Raw genomic sequence first — 12,591 nt, 5'->3', positions numbered from 1 at the left:
CCACTATGGACCGTCGACGCCGGGGGTCCAGCTCTCCGGCCGGCCGCTGACGGTGAGCACCGGCTGCCAGGACGCGAACCCCTCCGGGGCGTTGCGAGCCCACGGCCAGTGGCCGTCCGGCGTCGGGACGATGATCTGCACCGCGGGGAAATCGCCATCCGGATAGACGACGAACGCGCTGCCGAAGAACTCCGGGTAGTGCGCCGTGGCCACCTTCTCGAACGTCACCGGCACGCCGTCGAAGAAGTCGTGGTACAGCTTGCCGTACTCGAACTGTTCCCCGTTCGCGGCGCGGTCGACGTAGGCGTCGAGCAACACCGGCGCCAGCTGTTCCGGCAGCCCCACCACGACGGCTTCCGGAACGCCGTGCATCGCCCACGCGCACACCGTGAACGCGTACCCCGCACCGTGTTCGTCGGGCGCGACGTTGATGACCGCGTTACCCCTTTGCTCGGCCTGTTCGACGATCCACTCGCGCAGCTCCTGGTCTCGGTCTTCGGCAACGGTTTCCGGGGTCACGGCGGCCATTGTGCCGTACGGCAACGGCAAAAGCCCACGAACCCATGGCGTTTCCCGCGATGTTCCGGCGGTGACGTGGACCGCACTGCCGGCACACCGCAGGAGGCCACCTCTTACCATCGACCGACGGCCCCGAACAAGATGCGGAAGTCACCATGTCGGAACACGACCTGAAATCAGCCCCGCCGAAGGGCACCAGCGCCGATCTGCAGGACCAGGTCCTCGCCGCGGAGATGAAGCTCATGAGCGGCGAGCGGCTCACGCCGAAGGACCAGCGGCTCCTCGCGTACACGGTCTTCGCGGGCGGCTGCTCCTCCTGCGCAGGCCAGTGAGCGCCGGGCGTCCGCTCAGGCGCCGACCTCGGCCATGATGTCGTCGGAGACGTCGAAGTTCGCGTAGACGTTCTGCACGTCGTCGCAATCCTCGAGCGCGTCGATGAGGCGGAACACCTTCTTCGCGCCTTCGACGTCCAGCGGCACGTTGACCGACGGCAGGAAGTTCGCCTCGGCCGACTCGTAGTCGAAACCGGCCTCCTGCAACGCCGAGCGCACCGCGACGAGGTCACCGGCCTCGCTGACGATCTCGAAGCTCTCTCCGAGGTCGTTGACCTCCTCCGCGCCCGCGTCGAGCACGGCCATGAGCACGTCGTCCTCGGACAGACCGTTCTTGGGCATGAGCACCACGCCCTTGCGGTTGAACAGGTACGACACCGAGCCCGGGTCGGCCAGCGAGCCGCCGTTGCGGGTCAGCGCGGTGCGGACGTCGGAGGCGGCGCGATTCTTGTTGTCGGTGAGGCATTCGATGAGCACGGCGACGCCGTTGGGCCCGTAGCCCTCGTAGAAGATCGTCTGCCAGTCGGCGCCGCCCGCCTCCTCACCGGCACCGCGCTTGCGCGCGCGCTCGATGTTGTCCTGCGGGACGGAGTTCTTCTTCGCCTTCTGGATGGCGTCGTAGAGCGTCGGGTTGCCGTCCGGGTCGCCCCCGCCGGTCCGCGCAGCGACCTCGATGTTCTTGATCAGTCTCGCGAACAGCTTGCCACGCTTGGCGTCGAGGGCGGCCTTCTTGTGCTTGGTGGTGGCCCACTTGGAGTGGCCGCTCATCTCTCCTCCAGATCTACGTTTCCTGCACGATGCCCACGAACAGCCGGTGCACCCGTTCGTCCCCGGTGAGTTCCGGATGGAACGCAGTGGCGAGCACCGTGCCCTGGCGGACCGCGACGATCCTATCGGCCGCCGCCCCGGCCTCACTGGTGTGCGGGATCCTGGCGAGCACGTCGACCCCGTCGCCGGCCTTCTCGACCCACGGCGCCCGGATGAACACGGCATGCAGCGGACCGCCGTCGAGGCCCGTGACGTCGAGGTCGCCCTCGAACGAATCGACCTGACGGCCGAAGGCGTTGCGCCGCACCACGACATCGAGTGCGTCGAGCTGCTCCTGGTCGGGCCTGCCGTCGAGCACCTGCCTCGCCAGCAGGATCATCCCGGCACACGAGCCGAACGCGGGCATGCCCTCCCGGAGCCGCTCGCGCAGCGGGTCCAGCAGTTCGAACACCCCGAGCAGCCGGGACATGGTGGTCGACTCGCCGCCGGGGAGCACGAGACCGTCGACGCCGGCCAGCTCTTCCGGACGCCGCACGGCCACAGCGCGCGCACCCGCTCGCTCCAGCATCGCGGCGTGCTCGCGCACATCGCCCTGCAGCGCGAGCACACCGATGACGGGGCGCTGGTTGGTCACGCACTCACCTTCCCACGAATTACCGCTGGTCAAGCCTACTGCCCCGGGAGGGCCGACGCCGATCAGGGCACCCCGAGCAGCCGCAGGCCCGCCGCGGTCGCCGCCGCGGCCACGACCACCACCACGAACGGCGCCTTGCGCCAGGCCAGCACACCGCCCACGGCAACGCCCGCCGGCCGGGCGAAGCCGACGAATCCGCCGTCCTCGAGCAGCGCCGAGGTGGCGACCAGCGCGGCGAGCAACACGACGGCGGCCGTGGCCATCACCTTCTCCACCCGCGGCGAGAGCTCGACGCGGGTCCGCAACGCAGGTCCGGCGAACCGGAAGGCGAACGTGCCCGCGGCGAGGACGACGGTCGCGACGATCAAGGTCAGCGGGGTGATCATCCGGCTCGCTCCTGCTCCCGGTCGGGCGCGCGACCACCCAGGCCCGCCACGACGCCGGCCAGCGCGAGCAGCACCGGCACACCCGCGGGCAGGAACGGCGAGGTGGCCAGGGCGATAGCGACGCCGGCGAGCACGGCCCGGCGCGTGCCACGGTCCCGCAGCGCGGGCAGCACCAGGGCCAGCAGGACCGCGGGGAACGCGGCGTCGAGCCCGAAGGCGTCGGTGTCGGTGACGACCGTGCCGCCGAACGCCCCGATCACGACGCCGACGTTCCAGCAGGCGAACAGGCCGATGCCGCACGCCCAGTAGGCGGCGCGGCGCCGTTGGGCGTCGCGTTGTGCCAGGGCGAACGCCACGGTCTCGTCGATCATCAGGTGGGTTCCGAGCACGCGACTCCCCCAGCCCCGCCCGAAGACGTCGCCGACCGCGAAGCCGAACGGAATGTGCCGCGCGTTGACGAGCAGTCCGGCGACGACGGCCGCGATCGGATTGCCTCCGGAGGCGACGAGCCCCACGAACATGAACTGCGCCGCCCCCGCGAAGACCACCAGCGAGAGCAGCATCGGCAGCCACAGCGGCAGGCCGGAACTCACGGTGATCGCGCCGAAGGAGACGCCGACGAGACCGTCGGCGAGGCATACCAGTGCGATGTCGCGCGCGAGGTCCCGGTCCAAAGTTCGCCAAATCGAACGCATCGACTCCTATACTGAACATTCAGACTGTGTTCGTCAAGCCGAACGAGCGGACTTCTGGAGCGAACAACGTGACGGAGATCAGGAAGAACGGCACAGGCAACGGCGACGGGACGACCGGCGCCCCGCTCGCGGCCATCGCGGCGTCGCTCCAGCGCGAACGCCAGAAGGCCGGCCTGTCCCTCACCGAACTCGCGCGCCGGGCCGGCGTGGCCAAGTCGACGCTCTCGCAGCTGGAGTCGGGAACCGGCAACCCCAGCGTCGAGACGCTGTGGGCCCTGAGCGTCGCCCTGGACGTCCCGTTCGCCCAGCTCGTGCAGCCGTCCAAACCGAAGGTGCAGATCATCAGGGCGGGCGAGGGCGCCCGGTTCTCCGCCGAGCGCGCCGACTACGTCGCCACCCTGCTCTCCCCGTCGCCGCATCACGCGCGCCGCGACCTGTATCTGATCCAGGCCGAGCCCGACCGGCCGCGGGAATCCGACCCGCACCTGCCCGGCACGGTGGAGCACGTCGTGCTGTGCAGCGGACGCGCACTGGTCGGCCTCCTCGACGAACCGGTCGAGCTCGCTCCCGGCGACTACATCGCCTATCCCGGCGACGTCGCCCACGTCTTCAAAGCACTCGAGCCGGGAACCGTCGCGGTCCTGGCCTCCGAGCACACCTGACGCGCCGGGGAGCGGCGCTTGCTCTCGTAAGCATCACGCCGTGACTCGGTCACCGACGGAGGGAGGAAGGGCGCCGGGCCGGAGCCGAGTTCTGTCTACACCCCGGCGTCGACGAGTGCCTTCAAATCGGCTGCCGTCAGTCGCCGGCCGGCGTCGGCGCGGCCGTGGGGAAAGCTCACGCCCTCCGACCGCAACACGTCCTCAGGCTTGCGCCGGTCGTTCGGATCGGTCCACCGGAAGCCCGGAGGGATGGTTCCGTCGTAGGCCAGCACCCGGTGGGCGGGAGAGCGCTCGGTGCAGATCGCCAGGTGCCGCCCCAGCGGTTGCGGCGCGGTGCCGATCAGCTGGGCAAGGTCCCCGTACGTCGTCCACCTGCCTGCGGGCACCCTTGCCAGCACTTCATGCAGACGCGTCCAGTCAAAGGGTCCCGACCGTCCCGCCGTGGGCCGAGCTGCTCGGCCTCGTCATAAAGCTCGCGGACGGTGTTGGAGATTCGGTCTACCGCCTCCGGAGCAGCCAGGATGGAGGCTCCGGCCAGACCCGGCCGCCGTCGCCACCCGTCAGCACGCGCATCGGCAGCAGCAGCGCGGAACCCTGGCAGGTCGGCCAGCTTCTCGGCGAGGGCCTCCGTGCCTTCGACCGAGATCCCGTGCCCAGACCTGTGAATCCAGTCGAAGTTCACCGACCACCTCAGCTCAGGCTCCACCCAGAGCGCCCAAGGCTGCAGCTTCAGCCCTCCGACCGACACGGTGTCTCCTCATCGGTGCGCTCGTTGAGCCACTCCAACGCTCTGCGATGCTCGGCCCGGAAGGACGGTGCGACCCGTTCGCCTCATGCGGCCACACCGTGCGCGGTGGCACCTGCAGCAGTCGCCCGATCCTCGGTTGCATCCCCATGCGCCACAACGTATCCGGACGACGTCGGCGGCACCGGCGTAGAGCCACGCCCGCGAGTGGGATTCCTCTGCCGTTCACGGACGACCGGATGGCCATGAGCTGTACACAGCGCCTTCGATTCCGGCCAGCGGCAATGGTGACCACCGGGATCCAAGCGCGCAGGGTCACGCGCCACACGTCGGCGGCGTGACCCCGAATCGCTTCCCCTACCAGCCGCGCTCGGCGAGCCGGTGCGGCTCGGGCACGTCGTCGACGTTGATGCCGACCATGGCCTCCCCGAGCCCGCGCGACACCTTCGCGATGACGTCCGGGTCGTCGTGGAAGGTGGTGGCCTTGACGATGGCCTCGGCCCGCTTGGCGGGATCGCCGGACTTGAAGATGCCCGAACCGACGAACACGCCCTCGGCGCCGAGCTGCATCATCATCGCCGCGTCGGCCGGGGTCGCGATGCCGCCCGCGGTGAAGAGCACCACGGGTAGTTTGCCGGTCGCGGCGACCTCCTTGACCAGCTCGTACGGGGCCTGCAACTCCTTGGCGGCGACGTAGAGCTCGTCCTCGGGCAGCGCCGCGAGCCTACGCAGCTCGGCGCGGATCTTCCGCATGTGCGTGGTGGCATTGGAGACGTCGCCGGTGCCGGCCTCGCCCTTCGAACGGATCATGGCGGCGCCCTCGTTGATCCGGCGCAGGGCCTCGCCGAGGTTCGTCGCGCCGCACACGAACGGGACGGTGAACTGCCACTTGTCGATGTGGTTGGCGTAGTCGGCCGGCGTGAGGACCTCGGACTCGTCGATGTAGTCCACGCCGAGCGACTGCAGCACCTGCGCCTCGACGAAATGGCCGATCCGCGCCTTGGCCATCACCGGGATCGACACGGCCGAGATGATGCCGTCGATGAGATCGGGGTCGCTCATCCTCGCCACGCCGCCCTGCGCGCGGATGTCGGCGGGCACGCGCTCGAGTGCCATCACGGCCACCGCACCGGCGTCCTCGGCGATCTTGGCCTGCTCGGGAGTGACGACATCCATGATCACGCCACCCTTGAGCATCTCGGCCATGCCGCGCTTCACGCGGGCGGTGCCGGTCTCGGGCAGGGAGGAGTTCATGGTCGCAGCGTCGGACACGACGAAGCCTTTCACGACAGGTGGGGATTGGACGCCTCAAGCCTAGGTGTCACGTGGCCCCTTCGGAGTGGCCAGTTCCGGACGTTCTCGGCCGGCCACTTTGCGTGGGTACGGCAGTGCCCTTGCCGGTCGCCCGTAACGGGTGTGTGATCGGAGGCACACCCACGACAACCACCCACGACAACGACGTCGGTGCAAGGAGGCCGTGATGGCCGAGAAGCAGATCAAAGGCGGTGACGCAGGGGCCGCGGTCGCTGTGGACGATCCCGGCACGTTGCGCAACGTCGCGCTGGTCGGCCCGTCCGGATCGGGCAAGACGACGCTCACCGAAGCTCTCCTCGTCGCATCCGGCACGGTGAGCCGGGCCGGGTCCGTCGTGGAGGGCACCACGGTGTGCGACCACGACCCGGCCGCGGTGCGGCAGCAACGGTCGGTGGGCCTCGCGGTGGCGCCCGTGCTGTTCCGCGACGTCAAGATCAACCTCATCGACACCCCCGGCTACGCGGACTTCGTCGGCGAGTTGCGCGCCGGTCTGCGGGCGGCCGACGCGGCACTGTTCGTGGTGTCCGCGGGCGAAGGCGTCGACCCGGCGACCGTCGCACTGTGGGAGGAGTGTGCGCAGGTCGGGATGCCGCGAGCCGTGCTCGTTTCCCGCCTCGACCACGCGCGCGCCGACGTGGCGGGCGAGATCGCCGCGTGCAGGGACGCGTTCGGCGCCGGAGTGCTGCCCCTCTACCTGCCCGCGAGCGGGCAGCGCCGCGGCCTCATCGGTCTCATCACCCAGCGCTTCTTCGACTACTCGAACGGCTATCCACCCACCGTGTCCGACCCCGACCCGGCCGATCTCGAGCGCCTGGCCGACGCCCGCAACGAACTGATCGAGGGGATCATCGCCGAGAGCGAGGACGAGTCGCTGATGGACCGCTACCTCGCCGGCGAGGAGATCTCCGAGGAGACCCTGATCACCGACCTGGAGACCGCGGTCGCGCGCGGCTCGTTCCACCCGGTGATCCCGGTGTGCGCGGAGACGGGCGTCGGGCTGGCCGAGGTGCTCGACGGCATCGCGCGCGCGTGCCCGTCACCGCTCGAGCACCCCGTGCCGCTGGCGGCCTCGCCCGAGGGCATCCCGCACCAGCGGCTGGCGCCCGATCCCGCGGGGCCGCTCGCCGCGGAGGTCGTCCGCACGGCGGTGGACTCCTACGTCGGCCGGGTCTCGCTGGTCCGGGTGTTCTCGGGGACGCTGCGGCCGGAACGCTCGGTGCACGTCTCCGGGCACGGGCTCGCCGAACGCGGGCACGCCGACCACGACGCCGACGAGCGGGTCGCCCACCTCTACTCGCCGCTCGGCGCGTCCCTGCGCGAGGTGCCCTACTGCGTGGCGGGCGACCTCTGCGCGCTTACCAAGATCGGCACGGCGGAAACCGGCGACACGCTGTCCGATCCGGACGATCCCCTGCTCATCGAACCGTGGGCGATGCCCGAACCGCTGCTGCCCGTGGCCGTCGTCGCGAAGACGCGCAGCGACGAGGACGCGCTCGCCCGCAACCTCTCCCGGCTCGTGGCGGGCGACCCGACGCTGCGCCTGGAACGCAACGCCGAGACCGGCCAGCTCGTGCTGTGGTGCATGGGCGAGGCACACGCCGACGTCGTCCTGTCCCGGCTGCGCGCGGGTGGCGCGGACGTCGGCACGGAGCCGGTTCGGACGCCGTTGCGCGCGACGTTCGCCGGCAAGGCGAGCGGGCACGGCAGGCACGTCAAGCAGTCCGGGGGGCACGGCCAGTACGCGGTGTGCGACATCGAGGTGGAGCCCCTGGAACGCGGGGCCGGCATCGAGTTCGTCGACCGGGTCGTGGGCGGCGCCGTACCGCACCAGTTCATCCCCAGTGTCGAGAAGGGTGTGCGGGCGCAGCTGCAGCGCGGCCTGTCCGACGGCCACCCGGTGGTCGACGTCAGGGTGACGCTGTACGACGGCAAGGCGCACAGCGTCGACTCCTCCGACGCGGCCTTCCAGACCGCGGGCGCGCTCGCGATCAAGGACGCCGCGGCCAAGACGCACATCGTGCTCCTGGAGCCGCTCGACGAGGTCGAGGTGCGGCTGCCCGACGAGTACCTGGGCGCCGTGCTCGGCGATCTGTCGTCGCGGCGCGGGCGCGTGCTCGGGACCGAGTCGGCGCCGGGAGGGATGACGATCATCCGCGCCGAGGTGCCCGCCACCGAGTTGCTGCGCTACGCCACCGACCTGCGGTCGCTGGCGTCCGGCACGGCGAGCTTCACCCGCAGGCACGTCCGCTACGACCCGATGCCGGAGAGCCTCGCCGCCCGGTAGTCCTGCCCGCGGCCGTCACCCCGCTCCGGCCACCGGGAACTCGAAGCCGCCGGGGCGGTGGTTGCGGTCGGCGAGCAGCCCGGCCAGGGTCGCGATCGCGATCTCCGGTGGGGTCCGGGAGCCGATGTTGAGCCCCACGGGCCGGTGCACGCGGGCGATGTCCTGCTGCGCGACACCGAGGGCGGTCAGGGCCGCGACGTGCGGACCGGGATGGCGCGGATTGCCCAGCACGCCGATCCAGCGTGCCGGGTGGGCCAGCGCGTCGCGCAGCATCTCGCCGAGCTCGTCGCGGTGGTGGTCGGTGACGACGACGTCGGTGGTCGCGTCGAGCTCGGGCATGGTCGTGCGCGCACCGGCGTCGTCGGCGCGCCGCGGGTCCGGGTCCACCAGGACCGTCCGGAAGCCGAGGTCGGCGCCGTAGCGGAGCAGGTAGCCGGCGACGGGCGAGGCGAACACCGCCACGAGCACACGGTCGGTCCGCTCGGGTTCCCGGGTTCCGTGGGCGACGTCGCAGGCGGGATCGGGGTCCGGATTCGCTGCCATGGGGTCAGTCTGCCACCGCTGGCGAGGTCATCGGATGGACCGCAGTCGCCCGTCCCAGCCGCCGTCGAGCACCTCGGGCAGCAGTTGCGGGAGCTGGGCCGGGTGGACGGGCTCGCCGCACCGGGCGAGCTCGTCGGGACGCCACCAGCGGAGCTCGGTGGTGCCGGACGTGCGGGCGGCGGTCGCCGTGGTCTCGGCGAGGAAGTACCACTCGGTGCCGCTCACCGGCCGCCCGCCGACGGTGGTCTCGACACGTCTGCGCCACACCGGCCCGACGAGCCGGTCTCCGGGTGTGTCGAGCCCGGTCGCCTCCTTCAGTTCCCGCACGGCGGCCGCTCGCAGGTCCTCGCCGTCCTCGACGGTGCCGCCGACCGTGCCCCAGGACGGGGCGCCGTCCGGGTCCGGGTCGTGGCCGCGGCACAGCAGCACGCGGCCCTGGTCGTCGACGAGCACGACGCGCGCGGCCGTCCGAGGCCTCGGCAGGGCGGAGGCCGGATCGAGCTCGGGCTCGGCGATCTCGAAGTACTCCGGCAGGCGGGCCGTACCGGCGAGCTTGAAGTACCGGACATCGCGCCTGCGGCGCAGAGCGAGGGTGTCGCGCACCGCGTCGTTGTACACGCGGCGGGCGATCACCACCCGGTGTTCGGCGTCGGCGAGCTCGTCGGCCAGTGGCCGGGGCAGCCGGGTGCGGTCGATGGCGCCGAGCAGCCGGGTGAGCTCGTTCTCGGCGAGCTCCCGTTCCGGCCGGGGCACCGCCTCCGCGTCCTGGGCGGCCTCGCGGAGCCGCTCGGCCTCGGCGCCGGTGAGCGCGCTCGCGGCGACGGTCCGCGCCACCACGGCGCGCCGGGCCAGCGCCGCATCGAGGGCGGCCCACCCGGCGTCCATGCGCACGTGCAGGCGGTCGAGCCGGTTCGCCGTGGCGACCAGGTAGAGACCGCAGGCCACGACGAGCAGGGCCAGCAGCGCCAGAACCGCGACGAGCGTGCTCATCCGGCCACGTCCCGGTCGGCGCTGACCTTGCGCGGATCGGCCACGATCGCGGTCTCGTACACGCGCAGGACCTGCGTGACGACGGTCCGCCAGTCGTACAACGCCACGCGTGCGGTCGCTGCCGCGGACAGCCGCGCGCGGCGCTGCGGGTCGCCGAGCAACTCCCGCAGCGCGCCGGCGAGGGCGGGCGCGTTACCCGTGGGGGCGAGCACCCCGGCACGGCCGTCGTCGAGCACCCGGCGGAACGAGTCGAGATCGCTGGCCAGCACCGGTGTGCCGGCCGCCATCGCCTCGGTGAGGATCATGCCGAAGCTCTCGCCGCCGATGTTGGGCGCGCAGTAGACGTCGACACTGCGCAGTGCCCTGGCCTTGGTGGCGTCATCGACCTGGCCGAGCAGGTCGATGCGCCGGGCGAGTTCCGGACCCGCCTGCCTGCGCAGGGTGTCGGCGTCTCCCCTGCCGACGACGAGCAGCCGCAGCTCCGGCAGCTCGGGCAGCAGGATGCGCAGGGCGTCGAGGAGCACGCCCATGCCCTTGCGCGGCTCGGTGTAGCGGCCGACGAAGCCGACGGTCCCTCCCGCTCTCGGGTAGCCGTCGAGGGGCTCGGCATCGGCGAAGAAGGCCACGTCGACCCCGTTGGGGATCTCCACGGCGTCCCCGCCGAGGTGCTCCACCTGCACGCGCCGGGCCAGTGCCGACACCGCGATGCGCGCCGTCACCTTCTCCAGCAGCGGGCGCAGCACCGGCTGGAACGCCGACAGGGTGCGCGACCGCGGCGTCGAGGTGTGGAACGTCGCCACGATCGGGCCGTCGGCGACCTTGAGCGCCAGCAGTGACAGGCTCGGCGCCACGGGCTCGTGCAGGTGCAGCACGTCGAAGTCGTTGTCCCGCAGCCATCGGCGCACCCGCGCATACGACACCGGCCCGAACTGCAGTCGCGCCACCGAGCCGTTGTAGGGGATGCCGAGCGCGCGGCCGGCCGGGTGCACGAAGTCCGGCAGCGCTGCGTCCTCGTCGGCCGGGGCGAGCACGGAGACGGTGTGGCCCAGCTCCAGCAGCGCCTTGGCCAGATCGACGACGTGACCCTGCACGCCGCCGGGGACGTCGAAGGAGTACGGGCAGACGATGCCGATCCTCATGGCCTCACCCCGCGACCGCGGCGGGCTCGTCCGTGTCGGTGTCGTCGCGGTCGGCCGAGAAGAACCTCTGGAGCATGTGCCAGTCGGTCGGATGCGCGGCGATGTCGCCCTGGAACACGTCGGCGAGGGCCTGTGTCGCCGCGGGAACCTCGTGGCGGCTGGTGACCCGGATGCGCGGATGGATGCGCAACCCCCACCCGCCGTCGGTGAACCAGGCGCCGACCGGCAACAGCGCGGCGCCGGTGGCGGCGGCGAGGCGGGCGGGGCCGGGCGGGAAGCGGGCGTCCTCGCCGAAGAACGTCACCGGCAGCCCGGAACGCGTGATATCGCGGTCGCCGACCAGGCAGACGATCCCGTTCTCCCGGAGCCTGCGCAGGAGCAGCCGGAACGAGACGCTGCCGTCGGCGGGCACCACCTCGAAGCCGAGGGACTCGCGGTAGGCGACGAAGCGCTGGTAGAGCGACTCGGGTTGCAGCCGTTCGGCGACGGTGGTGAAGCTGCCGAAGTTCTTGACCGCCCACACGCCGGCGACGTCCCAGTTGCCCGTGTGCGGCAGGGCGACCACGGCGCCGTTGCCCTCGGCCAGCGCCGCCTCGAGGTACTCCGCGCCGCTCAGGTCGATGTGCTCGCAGAGCTCGTCCGGATCCGCGGACGGCAGCCGGAACGCCTCGTGCCAGTAGCGGGCGTAGGAACGCAGGGCCCGCCGGGTGAGGTCGTCGAGCTCGGCCTTGTCCGCCTGGGGCACGACGCGTCGCAGGTTGGCGCGCAGCTGCCCGACGCCCCCGCGGTCGCGTCGCGCGAGGAGGTCGGCCGCCCCAGCGAACACAGCCCCGGCCACGGCCTTCGGCACCTTGGGGACGAACCGCCAGCCCGCGGCGTAGCCGGCGTCGGCGAGCCGGGCGGTGAACCGGCTCATGGGCGGGCCTCCCTGGCCGACCTGGCGACGCCCAGGATCCGCTGCAGCAGCGTGACGGCCGACAGCACCGCGAGCAGCCACTGGGACACCTCGACCGCGTGGGGCACGCTCAGGCCCTGCAGCCCGGTGCCAACGAGCGCGATGATGAGCCGCTCGGCCCGTTCGATGAGCCCGCCATCGGCGGTGGTGAACCCGGACGCCTCGGCCCGCGCCTTGACGTAGGAGATCACCTGCGCCAGCACGAGGCAGATCAGTGCGGCCGTGGCCGCCCGCTCGTTGCCCTCGACCACGAAGGCCCACCAGGCGATCGAGGCGAACAGAGCGCCGTCGACGAGCCGGTCGCACGTGGCGTCGAGCACCGCGCCGAACGGTGTGCTGCCGCGCGCCCGCGCCATCGCGCCGTCGAGGAGGTCGAGCATCACGAAGCCCCACACCGTGAACGTTCCGGCCAGCAGCATGCCCGCCGGGAAGAACACGAGCGCGCAGACGAACGCCCCGGCGGTGCCGATGAGCGTCATGGCGTTGGGCGTCAGACCCGCCCGGACCAGCGCGGCACCGATCGGGTCGGTGACGCGGGACACGGAAGCGCGCGCGAAGATGTTGAGCATCGGTCCTACGGTGCGGGTACGGCGTGGTCGGGTTGCCGAAGGAACCCTATCGAGCC

Annotated in this window: 15 protein-coding genes; 3 read left to right on the top strand and 12 right to left on the bottom strand. The window is 71.7% G+C overall.

Annotated features, from left to right (window positions below; all coding sequences use genetic code 11):
* Nucleotides 1–3: 3 nt before the first annotated feature.
* A complete protein-coding gene (locus ACFSZT_RS16910; protein ID WP_377388904.1) occupies nt 4–528 on the bottom strand; it encodes a DUF4262 domain-containing protein in 525 nt (174 codons plus the stop codon).
* A 146-nt stretch (nt 529–674) separates the two neighbouring features.
* Here ACFSZT_RS16910 and ACFSZT_RS16905 point away from each other — a divergent pair, with 146 nt between their 5' ends.
* Nucleotides 675–851, top strand: coding sequence for a hypothetical protein (locus tag ACFSZT_RS16905; RefSeq protein WP_377388906.1), 177 nt, complete (start codon nt 675–677; stop codon nt 849–851).
* Nucleotides 852–866: 15 nt separating this feature from the next.
* Here the strand turns inward: ACFSZT_RS16905 and ACFSZT_RS16900 are convergent, their stop codons facing one another.
* The 4 genes from ACFSZT_RS16900 to ACFSZT_RS16885 form a co-directional block, all read right to left on the bottom strand.
* The gene (locus tag ACFSZT_RS16900) at nt 867–1,619 is read right to left on the bottom strand and encodes a YebC/PmpR family DNA-binding transcriptional regulator (RefSeq protein ID WP_377388908.1); all 753 of its coding nucleotides are present in this window, start codon (nt 1,617–1,619) and stop codon (nt 867–869) included.
* A gap of 13 nt (nt 1,620–1,632) precedes the next feature.
* Nucleotides 1,633–2,253, bottom strand: a complete 621-nt coding sequence (gene pdxT, locus ACFSZT_RS16895) for a pyridoxal 5'-phosphate synthase glutaminase subunit PdxT (protein WP_377388910.1) — start codon at nt 2,251–2,253, stop codon at nt 1,633–1,635.
* A 62-nt stretch (nt 2,254–2,315) separates the two neighbouring features.
* Entirely contained in the window at nt 2,316–2,639 is a 324-nt protein-coding gene (locus tag ACFSZT_RS16890) for an AzlD domain-containing protein (RefSeq protein ID WP_377388912.1), read from the bottom strand.
* Nucleotides 2,636–3,334 (bottom strand): AzlC family ABC transporter permease, encoded by a 699-nt coding sequence (locus tag ACFSZT_RS16885; protein ID WP_377388914.1) that lies wholly within the window; start codon nt 3,332–3,334, stop codon nt 2,636–2,638. Before ACFSZT_RS16885 ends, ACFSZT_RS16890 begins: the two co-directional genes overlap by 4 nt.
* A gap of 68 nt (nt 3,335–3,402) precedes the next feature.
* Here ACFSZT_RS16885 and ACFSZT_RS16880 point away from each other — a divergent pair, with 68 nt between their 5' ends.
* Nucleotides 3,403–3,996: a helix-turn-helix domain-containing protein gene (locus ACFSZT_RS16880; RefSeq protein WP_377388916.1), complete on the top strand. Its 594-nt coding sequence runs from the start codon at nt 3,403–3,405 to the stop codon at nt 3,994–3,996.
* A gap of 95 nt (nt 3,997–4,091) precedes the next feature.
* Here ACFSZT_RS16880 and ACFSZT_RS16875 read toward each other — a convergent pair whose 3' ends face one another.
* Complete coding sequence (locus ACFSZT_RS16875) at nt 4,092–4,394, bottom strand: MGMT family protein (RefSeq protein WP_377388918.1); 303 nt, start codon at nt 4,392–4,394, stop codon at nt 4,092–4,094.
* A 704-nt stretch (nt 4,395–5,098) separates the two neighbouring features.
* Nucleotides 5,099–5,995 carry a pyridoxal 5'-phosphate synthase lyase subunit PdxS gene (pdxS, locus tag ACFSZT_RS16870; protein WP_377388920.1) on the bottom strand — a complete coding sequence of 299 codons (897 nt, stop codon included), beginning with the start codon at nt 5,993–5,995 and terminating at the stop codon, nt 5,099–5,101.
* Between the two features lie 226 nt (nt 5,996–6,221).
* Between pdxS and ACFSZT_RS16865 the strand changes: the two genes are divergently transcribed.
* On the top strand, nt 6,222–8,339 hold the full coding sequence (locus ACFSZT_RS16865; RefSeq protein WP_377388922.1) for an elongation factor G-like protein EF-G2: 2,118 nt from the start codon (nt 6,222–6,224) through the stop codon (nt 8,337–8,339).
* Between the two features lie 15 nt (nt 8,340–8,354).
* On the opposite strand, the gene ACFSZT_RS16860 is transcribed toward ACFSZT_RS16865, so the two are convergent.
* The 5 genes from ACFSZT_RS16860 to pgsA are packed head-to-tail and all read right to left on the bottom strand — an operon-like array spanning nt 8,355 to nt 12,535.
* Nucleotides 8,355–8,882 carry an XdhC family protein gene (locus ACFSZT_RS16860; protein WP_377388924.1) on the bottom strand — a complete coding sequence of 176 codons (528 nt, stop codon included), beginning with the start codon at nt 8,880–8,882 and terminating at the stop codon, nt 8,355–8,357.
* Nucleotides 8,883–8,909: 27 nt separating this feature from the next.
* Nucleotides 8,910–9,872: an NUDIX hydrolase gene (locus ACFSZT_RS16855; RefSeq protein ID WP_377388926.1), complete on the bottom strand. Its 963-nt coding sequence runs from the start codon at nt 9,870–9,872 to the stop codon at nt 8,910–8,912.
* Nucleotides 9,869–11,011 carry a glycosyltransferase family 4 protein gene (locus ACFSZT_RS16850; protein ID WP_377388928.1) on the bottom strand — a complete coding sequence of 381 codons (1,143 nt, stop codon included), beginning with the start codon at nt 11,009–11,011 and terminating at the stop codon, nt 9,869–9,871. The genes ACFSZT_RS16855 and ACFSZT_RS16850 overlap by 4 nt, the downstream gene beginning before the upstream one ends.
* A 4-nt stretch (nt 11,012–11,015) precedes the next feature.
* Nucleotides 11,016–11,927, bottom strand: a complete 912-nt coding sequence (locus ACFSZT_RS16845; protein WP_377388930.1) for a phosphatidylinositol mannoside acyltransferase — start codon at nt 11,925–11,927, stop codon at nt 11,016–11,018.
* Nucleotides 11,924–12,535 (bottom strand): phosphatidylinositol phosphate synthase, encoded by a 612-nt coding sequence (gene pgsA, locus ACFSZT_RS16840; protein WP_377388932.1) that lies wholly within the window; start codon nt 12,533–12,535, stop codon nt 11,924–11,926. Before pgsA ends, ACFSZT_RS16845 begins: the two co-directional genes overlap by 4 nt.
* Between the last annotated feature and the right edge of the window lie 56 nt (nt 12,536–12,591).

Source organism: Prauserella oleivorans (genome assembly GCF_042685745.1).
Lineage (GTDB): Bacteria > Actinomycetota > Actinomycetes > Mycobacteriales > Pseudonocardiaceae > Prauserella_A > Prauserella_A oleivorans.
The sequence above is the reverse complement of the archived record's forward strand: the minus strand, read 5'-3'. Positions and strand labels throughout refer to the sequence as shown.